Here is a 14,254-nt window from a genome sequence, read left to right as displayed (position 1 = left end):
TGGTTACGGGATGGCCGAGAACGCCTGGTCCAGGTCCGCGATCAGGTCCTCCACGTCCTCGATGCCGCAGGACAGCCGCAGCAGGTTTACCGGGACAGCCAGCTCGGTGCCCTTGACGGACGCGTGGGTCATCTCGGAGGGGTAGTTCATCAGCGACTCGATCCCGCCCAGGGATTCGGCGAGCGTGAACACGGACGTGGACTCCGCCACCTTCCGGGCCGCCGCCTCACCGCCCTTGAACTGCACCGAGACCATGCCGCCGAACTTCCGCATCTGCTTTTTGGCGAGCTCATGGCCGGGGTGGCTGGGCAGGCCCGGATACAGGACGGCCTCAACCTCCGGGCGTTCCAGCAGCCACTCCGCCACGGCCTGCCCGTTCTCGCTGTGCCGGTCCATGCGGACGCCCAGGGTCTTCAGTCCGCGGGTGGTCAGGAAGGCGTCCATGGGCCCGGACACGGCGCCCACGGCGAACTGGATGAAGCCGATCTTTTCCGCCAGTTCGGCGTCCTTCACCACGACGGCGCCGCCCACCACGTCGGAGTGGCCGCCGATGTACTTGGTGGTGGAGTGGACCACCACGTCCGCACCCAGGGCGAGCGGGGTCTGCAGGTAGGGGGACGCGAAGGTGTTGTCGACCACCAGGAGGGCCCCGGCGTCGTGCGCTATGTCCGCGAGCGCTGCGATGTCGGTGATCTTCATCAGCGGATTGGAGGGGGTCTCCACCCACAGGAAGCGGGTCTTATGGGAGGCCACGGCGTCGCGGACCATGTCCAGGTTGGCCATGTCCACGGGGGTGTTGCCAATTCCCCAGTCGCCGAGCACCCGGCTGATCAGCCGGTACGTGCCACCGTAGGCGTCATTGCCCAGCACGATGTGGTCCCCGGGGCGGGTCAGCGCGCGGATCAGGGCGTCCTCCGCGGCCAGGCCGGAGCTGAAGCTGTAGGCGGAGGTGCCCAGTTCCAGCGACGCGAGCTGTTCCTGCAGCGCGTCCCGGGTGGGGTTTCCGCCGCGCCCGTATTCGTAGCCGCTGCGCAGTCCCCCGATCCCGTCCTGGGCATAGGTGGAACTGAAGTGCAGCGGCGGCACCACGGCTCCGGTGCGGGGCTCGAAGTCCTGGCCGGCGTGGACGGCGCGGGTGTTGAAACCTTGGTTTTCAGGCAGGGACATGGTGCTCCTTTGCGGGTAACGCAGATCAGTTGCTGAGGTAGGCCAGCAGGTCGTGCCGGGTGAGGATGCCAACGGGCGCACCCACGAACGTGACCATCAGGGTGTCCGTGTCAGACAGCAGTTCCCTGGCGGCAGAGATGGTTTCCAGCGATCCGATGACGGGCAACTTGGGTCCCATATGCTCGGAGATCTTGTCCGTCAGCTTGGCCTCGCCCCGGAACAGTTTGGCAGTCAGTGTGCGCTCGTCCACGGCGCCGAGGACCTCGCCCATGACCACGGGCGGTTCCTGGGACAGGACCGGGATGTGGCTGACGCCGAACTCGTTCATGATGTTGATGACGTCGCGGACAGACTCGTTGGGGTGGATGTGCACCAGGTCCGGCAGTTCGCCGTTCTTGGACTTGATGACCTCCCCCACGGAGGTTTCCTCGCCGCCGGAGAGGAAACCATAGGAGCGCATCCACTGGTCGTTGAAGATCTTGGCCAGGTAGCCGCGTCCTGAGTCTGGGAGGATGACCACGACGACGGCGCTTTCCGGCAGGTCCCGGGCCGCCTGCAGCGCGGCTACCACGGCCATCCCGGAGGAGCCGCCCACCAGCAGCCCCTCCTCCCGCGCCAGCCGGCGGGTCATGGCGAAGGAATCGGCGTCGCTGACGGCGATCACCTCGTCCGGGACCGACTTGTCGTAGTTGGCCGGCCACATGTCCTCGCCAACGCCCTCCACGAAGTAGGGGCGCCCGGTCCCGCCGGAGTAGACCGAGCCCGCGGGGTCCGCGCCGATGATCTTGACCACGCCGCCGTCGGACTCCGGCCGGTCCGCCGAAACCTCCTTGAGGTACCGCCCGGTGCCGGTGATGGTGCCGCCCGTGCCCGCGCCGATAACGCAGTGCGTGACCTTGCCGTCGGTATCGCGCCAGATCTCCGGGCCGGTGGTCTTGTAGTGGCTGCCCGGGGCGGCGGGATTGGAGAACTGGTCCGGCTTGTAGGCGCCCGGCGTCTCCCGGGTGATGCGGTCCGAGACGCCGTAGTAGCTTTGCGGGCTGTCCGGCGGAACGGAGGTGGGCGTGACCACCACTTCCGCGCCGTACGCCTGCAGCACCGCACGCTTGTCCTCGCCCACCTTGTCCGGGACCACGAAGATGCACTTGTAGCCCTTCTGCTGCGCCACCAGGGCCAGGCCCACGCCGGTGTTGCCGGACGTGGGCTCCACAATGGTGCCGCCGGGCTTCAGCTTGCCCTCGCGCTCGGCGTCCTCGATCATCTGCGCGGCGATGCGGTCCTTGATGGATCCGCCCGGATTCAGGTACTCAAGTTTGACCAGGATGGTGGCCTTGAGGCCGTCGGTCACGTGGTTGAGTTTGATGAGCGGGGTATTGCCGATGAGGTCCAGGATGGACTGGGCGTACTTCATAGGTACTAAGCTACCGCTTCCTGCGCGCCCGCCCCGGTGCGGGATGCGAGGATAGGCCGGTGAAGCAGTTCGCATGGCTGAAAGCCGCCCGGAGCTACCTGCTGCCCGGCGGAACGCTGGCAGCAGGTATAGCCACCCTGGCACTCGGTGCGCTCCCCCTGCCCGCGTTCGGGGAGCTTTCTTCCCGGACCATTCCCATCCTGGCCTTCGTGCTGGCCATGTCCCTGGTCACCGAACTGGTGGACGAGGCAGGACTGTTCCGGGTGGTGACGGACAGGCTGGCGGCCCTGGGCCGTGGCCGGGTCTTCCAGCTGTGGCTGCTGGTGGTGGCGGTGGCCACGGTGTCCACCGTGTTCCTGTCCCTGGATACGACGGCGGTGCTGGTGACGCCCGTGGTGGTCCTGCTGGCCGTCCATGCCCGGATCCCGCCGCTGCCGTTTGCGCTGACCAGCATCTGGCTGGCCAATACCGCTTCACTGCTGCTTCCCGTTTCCAACCTCACCAACCTCCTGGCCCAGGACCGGCTGGGCCTGAGCCCCTGGCGTTTTGCGGGGCTGGTGTGGGCGCCTGCCCTGGTGGGCCTTCTGGTCCCCCTGGTCCTGTTGTGGCTGGCTTTCCGGCGGGACCTGCGCGGAACATACGGGCCGCAGCCTGCGCATCCCATCCGCGACCGCACCCTGTTGAAGGCCGCTGCCGTCACGCTCCTGGTCCTGTTGCCTGCGCTGGTGTCCGGAGTGCCGGTGCAGTACCCGGCACTGGCAGCCGCGGCCTTCCTCCTGGTGGTCTTCCTGCGCCGCCGGCCGTCCGTCCTGCGGTGGTCAATGGTGCCATGGCGGCCGCTGATGCTGACGGTGGGCCTGTTCATGCTCATGGAAGCACTGCACGCGCACGGCCTGACCGCACTGCTGGCGGGTGTTGCCGGTTCCGGTGAGAGCCTGCCTGCGCTCCTGCAGCTGGCCGGGCTGGGCGCCGGTGCCGCCAACGCCGCCAACAACCTGCCCGCCTACCTGGCACTGGAACCGGTGGCGGGATCGCCGGCAAGGCTTGCGGCACTGCTCATCGGAGTGAACCTTGGGCCGCTGGTGACTCCGTGGGCGTCGCTGGCCACGCTGCTCTGGCATGAGCGGCTGCGGGTGCTGAACGTCCCCATCCGGTGGGGCGGGTTCGCCCTGGCCGGCCTGGTGGCCGTGGTGCTGACGGTGCCGCTGGCCGTCCTGGCGCTGTGGCTGGTTTCCGGCACACCGTGAACCCCCGGACCGGCACCCGTGAAACGGCAGCCCCGGACCGGCACCCGTGAAACGGCACCGTACAGCGAAGGCTGTCAGCCGCGCTGGGCGTCCCCTTCGGCCGGGAGATTCTCCCAGAGGCCCATCACATTGCCCTCGGAATCCCTGAAGTAGGCCGTGTAGCCCATGCCGGGAATTTCGTTCTTCGGTACCACCACTGATCCACCCAGTTCCTCCACCCTCTTGAGGGTGGCATTGATGTCCGGGACGTCCACCGTGACCACCGGGTTGGTGATCTCCCCCTCCCTGGCCATCATGCCCCCGTTGATGGCACCGGCGGCCACTGGCTGGCCGTTGTCATCCATGTCCGCGGTGATGACCATGCTGTAGTCCATCCCTGGCACTGGTTCGATCCGCCAGCCCAAGGCTTCCCGGTAGAACTTGCTGGCCCGGTCCTGGTCGTCCGCGGGGATTTCGAAATGCACCACTCCGCCCATCATGGCCCTCCTGCCGTGTCGGGTTGCGGCGCAGTCTGTTCCGCGCCACAGGGTGGATTCTAGGTTTTGCCCGGGCGGCGAATTAGGGCCGTTCTACCTTTACTTCCGGCCGTTTTCCTCCCCCGGCTGGCTTATGGGCCGGCTGGTTGTCCCGCCGCTGTCAGTGGTCCGTGGGACGATTGAAGGCATGACGATCGCAGAGGCACCTCCCCGGGTGGCAGCCGCGGCGGACGTGTCCCTGCGGTGGTATCCGGAGGCTCCGTACAGCCTTTCCCGCACGCTTGCGCCTCTTCTGCGGGGCAACAGTGATCCTTCCTTCTGCGTTCAAGGCGACGTTATCTGGAATGCGTTTACGACGCCGGCCGGTCCGGCAACAATGCGGCTCGCCCCGGCGGGCGGCGAGGCAGCAGGCGCCCCCTTGGTGGACATCCAGGCCTGGGGTCCCGGTGCCGCGGCCGCCGTCAGGGCAGCGCCCCGGCTCCTGGGGGACGACGACGACTGGCGGGGTTTCGACGAACCCTCCTTCCATGCCACACTGCCCCACATGGTCCGGGAGGCCCGGCGGCGCAGCCTGGCGGTGCGGCTGCCGTCCAGCGGCCGCATGGTGGACCAGCTGGTGCCGATCATCCTGGAACAGAAGGTGACGGTCATTGAGGCGCGGCGCGCCTACCGCTATCTGGTGCACCGGTACGGAACCCCGGCGCCCCGGGCCGGTACGTCCACCCCGGCCGGGCTGGTGGTGGCGCCAACGGCAGCGCAGTGGCTGCAGGTTCCCAGCTGGGAGTGGCACAGGGCCGGCGTGGGTCCCCAGCGCTCAGCCACCGTCATGCGCGCGCTGCGCTCCGCCGCCGCACTTGAACGGCTCGCCGCGCTGCCGGCCGCGGAGGCTGCCGGGAAGATGCAGGTCATTCCGGGCATCGGGGTATGGACCGCCGCCGAGGTTGTGCAGCGCACCCACGGCTGCCCGGATTCGATCTCCGTGGGCGACTACCACCTCGCCGCCTACGTGGGGGCGGCGCTCACCGGACGCAGGACGGACGACGCCGGGATGCTCCGGCTGCTGGAACCCTGGCGGGGGCACCGGCAGCGCGTGGTCCGGATGATCCAGAGCACCGGTTACCGCAAGCCCACTTTTGGCCCGCGGATGACCATCCAGGACCACCGGGGGCACTGAGGCTTGCCACGGCAGGTCAACGGGTGCTTGATCCGGACCGCGATGGGTAAGGCTACGGTGTGGCGTCCAGCCAGGCACGGCCGGACCACGATTGAGAGGAATCCATGAGCTCCGATCCTGGACGCACCAACTACGCCGGCGGGGAACCCCTGGACGTGGATCCAACCGGGCAAGACCCCGCGGTGGTGGACCCGGAGGCGCACGATCCTGACGGGGATGCCAAATTGAAGCTGCAACTGGCCATCTTCGACGTGACTCGCCGCGGGGCCACGGGCAAGAGCCTTGAGGAAATCCGGGAGATGCTGCTGACCGCGTTCACCGCGCGGGACGTTGCCCCACCACCGTTCACCTGGGTGGAGTCCGTGGCGTCGTCGGCGTTCTACGGTGAGCCCTACATCATCGACTACCCAACAGCCATCGCCGCCGACGATCTGGAGGCTGCCCCCGATGAGACGGTGCGGGAGCGGCTGGCCGCCCGACGGAAACTGCGCGAGACCCAACTGCCGCAGGGGATCCTTCCGGCTCCGTCCGAGTGGCACATTCCCGCCAACGAGGTCACCGGCGGCAGGACGCGACAGGCCACCATGGCCGGAAGGAACGGGGCAGCGGTCCTGGCCTTGGTCGCACTGGCGGCGGGCGCCGTCGTGGCCGTTGTGGCGCTACGGCTATCCCGCCGCCCAACCGGCCGCAGTAGCTAGCGGGCAGTTCTCCCCATGCCTCCGGCGGCGCGCCTCGCGTAAGCTCGAGCCTGGATATTGGGGGGAATAATGGCAGGCATTTACGGGGCGGACGTCGCCCAACTTCGCGCCCTGGGAAAGGCCCTTACTGCCTCTTCCGCGCGCTTGATGTCCACTGCCACGGCGCTGTCGAGGAACGTGGGCGAGCCGGGCACCTGGAAAGGGGCCGACGCCGAGAGGTTCCGGAACGACTGGAATGGCACGCACAGCCTCCTGCTGGGCCGCGTCATTGAGGCCCTTGCGGACGCAGGGAAGGCAGCCGCACGGCACGCGGACGAGCAGGAACGCGCCAGCGGCGCCGGTGGCGCGTCAGGCCGGACCAGTACGGCAGGGGGCCTTCCCGGCAAGGCCGCCGGGGATGCGACGTCCGATTACCTGACCGGCGGGGAGCATTCTGTGGCGCGCCACCCCGACCGCGGCGAAGCGAACCTTGCCGCGCCCGAACTGGACAGGCTACAGGGCCTGGTCAGGGACGCTGCGTCGGGCGACAACTTCTTTGTGGGCAACGATTCGGACGTCAACAAGCTCCGCGACGCCTTGACCGGGCTCAAACCTGCCCAGCTGAACCAGTTGCTGGAGTCGTTAACCGATGATGAGCTCCGAAGCCTGGGCAGCGGCGCGGCGACCGACGGCAAGGGACTGTTCAACTGGGAGGGAACCACGCCTTTCGAACGTCAGCAACTGCTGGACCAGCTCCTGTCCAAGGCGTCAGCAGAGCAGGTGGGGCGCCTGAAGGACCTCATCCCGTGGGCCCAGCCGGACGGGCAGGCCATGGGAGATGCAGCGAGGCCTGATGGCCCTGACGCCAGCAGCACGAACCGGTGGATGGAACCCAAGTGGCCGGTGATCGGACAACGCCCGGGCACTGACGACATCAGGCAGGGGCAGTACGGGGACTGCGTGGTTTTGGCCGCCGCCGGGGCCATGATCAATGCCGATTCGGGTTGGGCCCGCGAGCACGTAACGGACAACGGCAACGGCACGGTTTCCGTCCTGCTGTTCGACAAGAACGGAGAGGAGCAGTGGGTCACCGTCACCTCGGACCTGCCGGCAAACAGCAAGGGCGCACAGATGGGAGCCAAAGCAGGGTTTGGCGGCAACTGGCCTGCCTATGTCGAGAAAGCGCTGGCACAGGTTTACACCGAGGACGACAGAAACGACGGGACAGCGGAAGGGGCGCCCCCGGACCAGGCGTATCCGCCAGGCAACTACCGCGCCCTTGAAGGCAACTGGGGTCCCGACGCATTCCAGTTTTTGGCAGGACCGGACGTGGAACGCACCGACGACGCCGGGAAGCTGTGGGAGGCGGCCGGCCGGGGACGTCCGGCCTTGGTCACAACACTGGGTGAAACGCCGGAGGAGGCGCCCAACGGATACCGTGCCGGCCACGCCTATTTCGTTACCGGAGTTGACGAGCGGGGGAACATCATCCTTCAAAACCCATGGGGCCCCTCCGAGCCGCGCATGTACATCTCGCAGGACGAATTCACCAAGCTCTTCAGCGATGCCACGGTGGCGCGCTGATGCCGCGTCCAGCCCTGCGGCTTCGTGGCCGCATTCTCGCTTGCACGGTTTTGCCTCTGGCACTCTCTCTGAGCGGCTGCTCCCCCTCCGCAGAGCCGTCCCAACAGCACTCACCCCAAGCATCAAAGGAGCCCGCCATGACGTCAACGGCAAGCTGCACCAACACTGGAATTTACCGGATCATCCCGTCTGCAAATGGCTCTTTTCCGCTTCTGCCGGACTCCCCGCGGGGCTCGGATGCCACACCGCTCGTGCGACTGTCCAGCACACACCTGAAGAATGACCCGCCGACGGTGGACCTGTCGGTAGCCTTGTTCGAGGTCAGCAGCCCGGCATCGAAAGACTTTCCGGGGTTGGCACTCGGGCAGGAAGCCACATTTGACGGCTACACCATCAGGATCACCTCGATCTGCGAGGGCGAAGTCCGATTCGACCTGGTGCAGCAGCCGCGCTAGTCAGAGCCCCAGCCGGGCCACCGCTTCCTCGCGCATCTGTACCTTGCGGACCTTCCCTGAGACCGTCATGGGGAAACTCTCGCGCACCTCCACGTAGCGCGGGATCTTGTAGTGGGCCAGCCTCCCCCGGCAGTACTCGGCCACCGCTGCGGCGTCCAGCCGTTCCGCGCCCGGCTTGAGGATTATGCAGGCCATCAGCTCCTCCCCATATGTGGGATCAGGAACCCCAATCACCTGGACGTCCTGGATGGCAGGGTGCGTGTACAGGAACTCCTCGATTTCCCGGGGGTAGATGTTCTCCCCGCCCCGGATCACCATGTCCTTGATCCGGCCCTCCACCACCACGTACCCGTCGTCGTCCATCCGGGCGAGGTCGCCGGTGTGCATCCACCCGTCGGCGTCGATGGCTTCGGCCGTCTTGTCAGGCTGGTTCCAGTACCCGGCCATCACCGCGTAGCCGCGGGTGCAGAGCTCACCGATCTGCCCGCGCTCCAGTTCCTCCCCCGTGGCAGGGTCAACGATCCGGCTCTCCAGTTGCGGCATGGTCCTGCCCACGGTCTCGGTGCGCTGCTGGAGGGTGTCCCCCTTGCGGGTCATCGTGGACACGGGCGAGGTCTCGGTCATGCCGTAGCAGATGGCCACATCCACCATGTTCATTTCGGAGATCACCCGGTTCATCACCTCGATGGGGCACAGCGAACCGGCCATCACCCCCGTGCGGAGCGTGGACAGGTCATAGGAGGCGAAGTCCGGCAGCGCGAGCTCGGCGATGAACATGGTGGGAACCCCGTAGAGGGATGTTCCGGCGAAGTCCTGCACTGCCTCAAGCGCGGCCGGCGGCGAGAAGCCGCGGCCAGGGATGATGGTGGCGGCGCCGTGGCTGAGCGCATTGAGGTTGCCGATCACCATCCCGAAGCAGTGGTAGAAGGGCACCGGGATGACCACCCGGTCATGGTCCGTGTAGCCCAGCAGCTCACCGATGGCGTAGCCGTTGTTCAGGATGTTGTGGTGCGTGAGCGTGGCGCCTTTGGGAAAGCCCGTGGTGCCGGACGTGTACTGCAGGTTGATGGGATCGTGCGGGTGGAGTTCGGCCATGCGGGCCTTCAGGGCAGCGTGACTCACGTCGTCCGCCCGCTTGAGCAGTTCGGCGTACGTCAGTTCGGCATCGCTTTGGGGGCTCCCGGCCGTCAGCCCCTCCAGGCCGTGGTCCGGCAGGAAGACCAGCTCCCGCAGGTCCGGGCAAGTCAGCAGGGCCTGCCGCGCCATGGCCACGTAGTCGCTGTTGTTGTCCGACGGCGCCGTGAACAGCATGCGCATGCCGTTCTGCTTGACCACGAATTCCAGTTCATGGCTGCGGTAGGCCGGGTTGACGTTGACCAGGATGGCGCCGGCCTTGGCGGTGGCGTACTGCAGCAGCGTCCATTCGGCGCAGTTGGGGCTCCAGATGCCCACCCGCTCCCCCTTGGCGATGCCCAGGGCGAGGAGCGCACGCGCCAGCCGGTCGACGTCGTCGTTCATCTTTGTGTAGCTCCAGCGGCGGGCATCGGCGCCCGGCACCGGTGCGGCCTCAATCAAGGCGTCATGGAGGGGGAACTGGGCGGCCACGCGCTCGAAGTTCGCGCCGATGGTTTCCTCCAGGAGCGGGACGTCAGTGTCCCCGGCTGTATAAGCACGCATGATGGCACGCTACCAACAGGATCCCTGCAGGAGAAGGAAGACAGGCGGGGAAACGGGCGCAACACAACGGGGCGCCACCTGCAGCCCCGGTATTGTGAAACGCATGAGTGCACCCATTGACCTGATAGCAACGTTCATTCCCAACGACGGCGAGTTCTTCCGCGTCAAGCTGGCCCTGGAAATCGCGATCGATGAGGTGGTGAACGAGCCAGGCTGCATCCGTTACGAGCTGACCGAAGCCACGGAGGAGAAGCTGGTCCTGACCGAACAGTGGGCGTCCGAGGAGGACCTGGACAAGCACTCCAAGGGCACCGCTGTGCAGGACCTGAACGAGTCGCTGAGCGCGTTGCTGGCCGAACCGGTCAAGCTGGAACGCGTCTGACGCAGCCTGAACGCAAAAATGCGGGACCTCCAGTGGGAGGTCCCGCATTTTTTGTGCTGTCAGAGTCTTAGAAGTCGGGGATCTGGGTGCCGTCCTGCGTGCCGTCCCGGGGGCCGGCAGGCTGGCTGGCCGCCGCTGCCGCTTCTTCCCGCTGGCGGGCCACGTGGGCGTGGACCTCGTCCATGTCCAGTGCCTTCACCGCGTCCACCACCTGTTCCAGCTGCTGGGCGTTCAGGGCGCCGGGCTGCGAGAACACCAGCACCTTTTCACGGAAGGCCATCAGGGTGGGGATGGAGGTGATGCCTGCCTCCGCCGCCAGCTGCTGCTCTGCTTCGGTGTCCACTTTGGTGAACACGACGTCAGGGTGCTTCTCGGAAACTGCTGCGTAGGTGGGGCCGAACTGCTTGCAGGGGCCGCACCATTCTGCCCAGAAATCGACCAGGACAATGTCGTTGCCTTCGATCGTGGATGCGAACTGTTCACCTGTGATGTCGAGGGTAGCCATGTGTCCACGCTACGCGCCGGGGCCCCGGCTGTCGCCCGTGTTCGCTCCCCGCGTCATCGGGAATAGGGGAAGGACGACGCCGGCACGGGGGTTCAGCGGTTGGCATCCCACAGGTGCGGGGAAGGCGTGCGGCTGCCGGGCAGGGCGCTGGAGGCGCGCCACTCATGGATCCACTCGGGCAGCACCAGGTCCCCGGGCGGTGTCCCGAACTCCGCGATGATCTCCTCCTGGCTGACCGGGCCGGTCTTGGTGACCAGCCGGGTGGCGATGTAGGCACGTGCGTAAATCTCGCCGTCGGCCACCATGCGCTGCTCGAAGAAGATCGCCTTGGTGTCCAGCCCGATGATGCGGGTCTCGATGGCGTAGTCCTGCCACAGCTGCAGGGATTTGCGGAAGGAGATGGTTTCCGCCGACACCACCGGGCTCCAGCCGCGGCGGCGCATCCGCTTCCAGACGCCGCTGCGCACCATGAGGTCGAACCGGCCCAGGTCCATCAGGGACAGGTACATGCCGTTGTTGACGTGCATGGCGATGTCGATGTCCGTGGGCAGGACGCGCAATGGCAGGGATGCCGGTTCCCATACGGTGAGCGGCGGCCGCCGTTTCGACCGGAAAAGCAGAAGCAGTGTTCTCAGGAGCAGGTGCATGCCTCAATGTTACCCGCCGGTAACATCTTTTGGCCTGCTGTGCCGCGGTCCATCCCCTTAGGATTTTCTGCATGACGCAGCAACGCTACCGGGCCCTGGCGGAGTGGCCCCTGATGGCGACGGCACTGGTATTTCTCGGCGCGTACGCCTGGCAGGTCATCGGCAGGGTCGAGGGCAGTGGGGCGGACTGGCTTGAGGCGGTCATGTGGGTGACCTGGTTCGTCTTCGTCCTGGACTACTCGGCAAACCTGTGGCTCTCGGCTGACCGGCGGCAGTGGTTCATCCGGAACCTGCACGAGCTGGTGATCGTGGCCTTGCCGTTCTTCCGGCCGCTGCGCCTGCTGCGCCTGGTCACCTTGTTGTCCGTCCTGCACCGTACCGTGGGCGAAACGCTGCGCGGCCGCGTGGTCACGTATGTGGCGGGGTCCGCGGCGCTGCTGGTTTTTGTCGGTGCGCTGGCTGTGCTGGACGTCGAACAATGGGCGCCGGACGCCAAGATCACCACGTTCGGCGATGCCCTGTGGTGGGCCACCGCAACCATCACCACGGTGGGCTATGGGGACATGTACCCGGTGACGCCCATCGGCCGGCTGGTGGCCACGGCGCTGATGATGAGCGGCATCGCCGTGCTGGGTGTCGTGACGGCGTCCATTGCCTCCTGGCTCGTCCAGCGGGTTGAGGATACAGCGGAAACGGTGGCGGAGGCCGTGGAAGAGCCGCTGCGGGTTGAAGTGACGGAACTGGTGGCCGAGATTGCCTCATTGCGCCGGGAAATCGCCGAGCTGCGGGAACGCCGGACGCCGTAGAAGCGGGGATTGAGAGATTCCGTTTGGTGGTTGGCCTGCGCCCTCCAGGTCACGGCCGGTGGCAAGTATTGGGCTTCCGGATGCTGAGTAGCTTCGCTGCCGCGGGCGGGTACCGGCCCCGAAAACTCGGGTAATTCCTACTGGTGCCCCGGCCTTGGGGCGATTCCTAGACTCGGGATTCCTAGGACCAACACGCACTGGCAGGTCCCCCGGGTGGCTTCCGGACGTTCCTGCCTTCACGCGGAGTTCCGCATTTTCTGGGTATGCGGATGCCTCCACCCTGTGCCGCCTGCGGCTCCGGCAACTGCCGGGGCCGGCGGTGCAATGACTTCGCCATCCGTCCGGCGCACCGGTGTGCAGCAGCACAACCTGGCTGGACCGAACCCAGATGGGCCAACTCCATGAAACAGCCTTTCATCCCCTCCCCCGAGGGCACCAGCAGAAGCTTCGCCACCGACGAACCACGGACTGACCTCAACAGCGGCCGGCCGGTCATCAGCAACAAGTTATGGGCCGGCATGGCCACGGCGGCCGTTGTGGCCGCGGTAGGCGTGGGCGCCATGGCAGCGCCGCCCGCTACCCTCGGCGGAAGCACGACGGCGGCGGCCCAGGTGGCAGAGGCCGCCTCACCACCGTCGCCAAGCGCCGCAGCCGAAACAGCCACGGACGCCGTGGCATCCGGACAAAGCGATCCGGGTGCGGCATCGGCGGTGGCGGCACAGGCTGCTGCGCCGGCCGCCGACCCGGCGCCTGCCCCCGCACCGGCAGCAGCCGAACCTGCGCCCGCACCGGCCCCCGCACCGGCCCCCGCGCCTGCCGGTGACCCCAACGTGTACACCGTGGTCCCGGGCGACACCGTGGGCGCGATTGCTGCCGGCCATGGCGTGGACATGAACGCCATGCTCGCGGCCAACGGGCTCAGCGCCTACAGCATCATCTACCCTGGCCAGACGCTCCTGCTGACCGGTCCGGCCATCGCAGTGGCCGCACCCGCCCCGGCTCCGGCCGCGGCACCTGCCGCGGCCCCGGCTCCAGCGGCCGCACCGGCACCTGCTCCGGCTCCCGTCCCCGCAGCGCCTGCAATCCGGACCATTTACGTTGCCGGCTCCGGCGGCCAGTCCATGGTGGACGCCTGCATCGGGCCCATCCACTTCACCCCCAACGACGGCTATTCGCTGTTCATCACCGAGCATGATTTCTGCGGCGGCTGGGCCCGGTTCTCCGGGATCAGCGTGGGTGAGACGGTGAGCATCCCGGGCTATGGAACCTTCACGGTAACGGGGCGCGGGACGGTCCCCAATCCCGGAACCACCAACGACGTGATTGCGGTGTTCGGCGGTTTCCCCCGGGCGATCCTGCAGACCTGCATCCCGGGCACCAGCCAGATGCTGCTGATCGCACTGAACTGAATGCACATGAACCCGGGAGCTGACCCGGGTTATCAAAAGCTTGTCCGCGGGTCCGAACCTTTTACGGCTTGGATCCGCGGACAAGGCCATGACGTGTCGCCGGCCCTACACCCCGTGGCGCTCCGAGATGTGCTCCACCAGTTCGCCTACGCGCTGTTCGGAGTAGTTGCGCGCAATGTCGCCCTGGCTGATGATGCCCACCAGTTTGTGGTCGGAGATCACCGGAAGCCTGCGGACCTGGTGCTTTTCCATCATGTCGATGGCTGCATCGACGTTGGCGTCGGCGTCGACGCAGTAGGGCTTGCCGGAGGCGAGGTCGCGGGCCATCATCTGGCCCGGGTCACGGCCGGCGGCGACGCACTTGAGCACAATGTCGCGGTCGGTGATCATGCCCTTCAACTTGCCGTCATCCCCGCAGATGGGGAGGGCGCCGCAGTCCAGGTCCTGCATCATCCGGGCGGCGTCCACAAGGGACTCGCCTTCACGGATACATCGCGCATCCGTGGTCATGAATTCACGTACAGCACTCATTGAATCCTCCTTCATCGATGGATTTATCGACGCAGGGCATCGGGGCACGTGCGCCGATTCTGTCAGACTACGCCCGCACCCCCATGGTGTCGACGACGGTTTGGCA

15 protein-coding genes are annotated in these 14,254 nt (G+C 66.9%); 8 read left to right on the top strand and 7 right to left on the bottom strand.

Going from position 1 to position 14,254, the window contains the following annotated elements; translation table 11 throughout:
* Positions 1 to 3: 3 nt before the first annotated feature.
* Complete coding sequence (locus tag ACV095_RS05465; protein WP_478223079.1) at positions 4 to 1,167, bottom strand: cystathionine gamma-synthase; 1,164 nt, start codon at positions 1,165 to 1,167, stop codon at positions 4 to 6.
* Positions 1,168 to 1,192: 25 nt separating this feature from the next.
* Positions 1,193 to 2,578 carry a cystathionine beta-synthase gene (locus ACV095_RS05460; protein ID WP_018769058.1) on the bottom strand — a complete coding sequence of 462 codons (1,386 nt, stop codon included), beginning with the start codon at positions 2,576 to 2,578 and terminating at the stop codon, positions 1,193 to 1,195.
* A 59-nt stretch (positions 2,579 to 2,637) separates the two neighbouring features.
* Here ACV095_RS05460 and ACV095_RS05455 point away from each other — a divergent pair, with 59 nt between their 5' ends.
* Positions 2,638 to 3,825 (top strand): ArsB/NhaD family transporter, encoded by a 1,188-nt coding sequence (locus tag ACV095_RS05455; RefSeq protein ID WP_223992351.1) that lies wholly within the window; start codon positions 2,638 to 2,640, stop codon positions 3,823 to 3,825.
* Positions 3,826 to 3,899: 74 nt separating this feature from the next.
* Here the strand turns inward: ACV095_RS05455 and ACV095_RS05450 are convergent, their stop codons facing one another.
* Positions 3,900 to 4,304, bottom strand: a complete 405-nt coding sequence (locus ACV095_RS05450; RefSeq protein WP_018769056.1) for a VOC family protein — start codon at positions 4,302 to 4,304, stop codon at positions 3,900 to 3,902.
* A 184-nt stretch (positions 4,305 to 4,488) separates the two neighbouring features.
* On the opposite strand from ACV095_RS05450, the gene ACV095_RS05445 reads away from it, so the two are divergent.
* The 4 genes from ACV095_RS05445 to ACV095_RS05430 all read left to right on the top strand — a co-directional run bounded on the left by ACV095_RS05445 (position 4,489) and on the right by ACV095_RS05430 (position 8,191).
* Positions 4,489 to 5,475 (top strand): DNA-3-methyladenine glycosylase family protein, encoded by a 987-nt coding sequence (locus tag ACV095_RS05445; protein ID WP_478223078.1) that lies wholly within the window; start codon positions 4,489 to 4,491, stop codon positions 5,473 to 5,475.
* Between the two features lie 104 nt (positions 5,476 to 5,579).
* A complete protein-coding gene (locus tag ACV095_RS05440) occupies positions 5,580 to 6,173 on the top strand; it encodes a hypothetical protein (RefSeq protein WP_223992354.1) in 594 nt (197 codons plus the stop codon).
* 69 nt (positions 6,174 to 6,242) lie between these two features.
* Entirely contained in the window at positions 6,243 to 7,736 is a 1,494-nt protein-coding gene (locus tag ACV095_RS05435) for a calpain family cysteine peptidase (protein WP_478223077.1), read from the top strand.
* 137 nt (positions 7,737 to 7,873) lie between these two features.
* A complete protein-coding gene (locus ACV095_RS05430) occupies positions 7,874 to 8,191 on the top strand; it encodes a hypothetical protein (protein ID WP_018769052.1) in 318 nt (105 codons plus the stop codon).
* Here ACV095_RS05430 and ACV095_RS05425 read toward each other — a convergent pair whose 3' ends face one another.
* Positions 8,192 to 9,868: an AMP-binding protein gene (locus tag ACV095_RS05425; protein WP_478223076.1), complete on the bottom strand. Its 1,677-nt coding sequence runs from the start codon at positions 9,866 to 9,868 to the stop codon at positions 8,192 to 8,194.
* Between the two features lie 103 nt (positions 9,869 to 9,971).
* On the opposite strand from ACV095_RS05425, the gene ACV095_RS05420 reads away from it, so the two are divergent.
* Positions 9,972 to 10,250: a putative quinol monooxygenase gene (locus ACV095_RS05420; RefSeq protein WP_018769050.1), complete on the top strand. Its 279-nt coding sequence runs from the start codon at positions 9,972 to 9,974 to the stop codon at positions 10,248 to 10,250.
* Between the two features lie 67 nt (positions 10,251 to 10,317).
* On the opposite strand, the gene trxA is transcribed toward ACV095_RS05420, so the two are convergent.
* Both trxA and ACV095_RS05410 read right to left on the bottom strand, forming a co-directional pair.
* The gene (gene trxA / locus ACV095_RS05415) at positions 10,318 to 10,755 is read right to left on the bottom strand and encodes a thioredoxin (protein WP_018769049.1); all 438 of its coding nucleotides are present in this window, start codon (positions 10,753 to 10,755) and stop codon (positions 10,318 to 10,320) included.
* 92 nt (positions 10,756 to 10,847) lie between these two features.
* Positions 10,848 to 11,402: an acyl-CoA thioesterase gene (locus tag ACV095_RS05410; protein ID WP_056393057.1), complete on the bottom strand. Its 555-nt coding sequence runs from the start codon at positions 11,400 to 11,402 to the stop codon at positions 10,848 to 10,850.
* A gap of 71 nt (positions 11,403 to 11,473) precedes the next feature.
* Here ACV095_RS05410 and ACV095_RS05405 point away from each other — a divergent pair, with 71 nt between their 5' ends.
* Positions 11,474 to 12,208, top strand: coding sequence for an ion channel (locus ACV095_RS05405; RefSeq protein WP_018769047.1), 735 nt, complete (start codon positions 11,474 to 11,476; stop codon positions 12,206 to 12,208).
* A 401-nt stretch (positions 12,209 to 12,609) separates the two neighbouring features.
* The gene (locus tag ACV095_RS05400) at positions 12,610 to 13,617 is read left to right on the top strand and encodes a LysM peptidoglycan-binding domain-containing protein (RefSeq protein WP_478223075.1); all 1,008 of its coding nucleotides are present in this window, start codon (positions 12,610 to 12,612) and stop codon (positions 13,615 to 13,617) included.
* 105 nt (positions 13,618 to 13,722) lie between these two features.
* On the opposite strand, the gene ACV095_RS05395 is transcribed toward ACV095_RS05400, so the two are convergent.
* Positions 13,723 to 14,148: a CBS domain-containing protein gene (locus tag ACV095_RS05395; protein WP_056393052.1), complete on the bottom strand. Its 426-nt coding sequence runs from the start codon at positions 14,146 to 14,148 to the stop codon at positions 13,723 to 13,725.
* Positions 14,149 to 14,254: the final 106 nt, after the last annotated feature.

It is taken from the genome of Arthrobacter sp. JDC6, assembly GCF_056484025.1.
Note: the sequence above shows the minus strand (reverse complement) of the source record. Positions and strands in the feature narration are given on the sequence as shown.

Excerpts from the sequence above, each read along its gene's own strand:
- ACV095_RS05445 (WP_478223078.1), top strand. The coding sequence starts at position 4,489 with ATGACGATCGCAGAGGCACCTCCCCGGGTGGCAGCCGCGGCGGACGTG.
- ACV095_RS05400 (WP_478223075.1), top strand. The coding sequence starts at position 12,610 with ATGAAACAGCCTTTCATCCCCTCCCCCGAGGGCACCAGCAGAAGCTTC.
- ACV095_RS05410 (WP_056393057.1), bottom strand. The coding sequence starts at position 11,402 with ATGCACCTGCTCCTGAGAACACTGCTTCTGCTTTTCCGGTCGAAACGG.
- ACV095_RS05425 (WP_478223076.1), bottom strand. The coding sequence starts at position 9,868 with ATGCGTGCTTATACAGCCGGGGACACTGACGTCCCGCTCCTGGAGGAA.
- ACV095_RS05405 (WP_018769047.1), top strand. The coding sequence starts at position 11,474 with ATGACGCAGCAACGCTACCGGGCCCTGGCGGAGTGGCCCCTGATGGCG.
- ACV095_RS05420 (WP_018769050.1), top strand. The coding sequence starts at position 9,972 with ATGAGTGCACCCATTGACCTGATAGCAACGTTCATTCCCAACGACGGC.
- ACV095_RS05465 (WP_478223079.1), bottom strand. The coding sequence starts at position 1,167 with ATGTCCCTGCCTGAAAACCAAGGTTTCAACACCCGCGCCGTCCACGCC.
- ACV095_RS05430 (WP_018769052.1), top strand. The coding sequence starts at position 7,874 with ATGACGTCAACGGCAAGCTGCACCAACACTGGAATTTACCGGATCATC.
- ACV095_RS05435 (WP_478223077.1), top strand. The coding sequence starts at position 6,243 with ATGGCAGGCATTTACGGGGCGGACGTCGCCCAACTTCGCGCCCTGGGA.
- ACV095_RS05440 (WP_223992354.1), top strand. The coding sequence starts at position 5,580 with ATGAGCTCCGATCCTGGACGCACCAACTACGCCGGCGGGGAACCCCTG.
- ACV095_RS05450 (WP_018769056.1), bottom strand. The coding sequence starts at position 4,304 with ATGATGGGCGGAGTGGTGCATTTCGAAATCCCCGCGGACGACCAGGAC.
- ACV095_RS05460 (WP_018769058.1), bottom strand. The coding sequence starts at position 2,578 with ATGAAGTACGCCCAGTCCATCCTGGACCTCATCGGCAATACCCCGCTC.
- trxA (WP_018769049.1), bottom strand. The coding sequence starts at position 10,755 with ATGGCTACCCTCGACATCACAGGTGAACAGTTCGCATCCACGATCGAA.
- ACV095_RS05395 (WP_056393052.1), bottom strand. The coding sequence starts at position 14,148 with ATGAGTGCTGTACGTGAATTCATGACCACGGATGCGCGATGTATCCGT.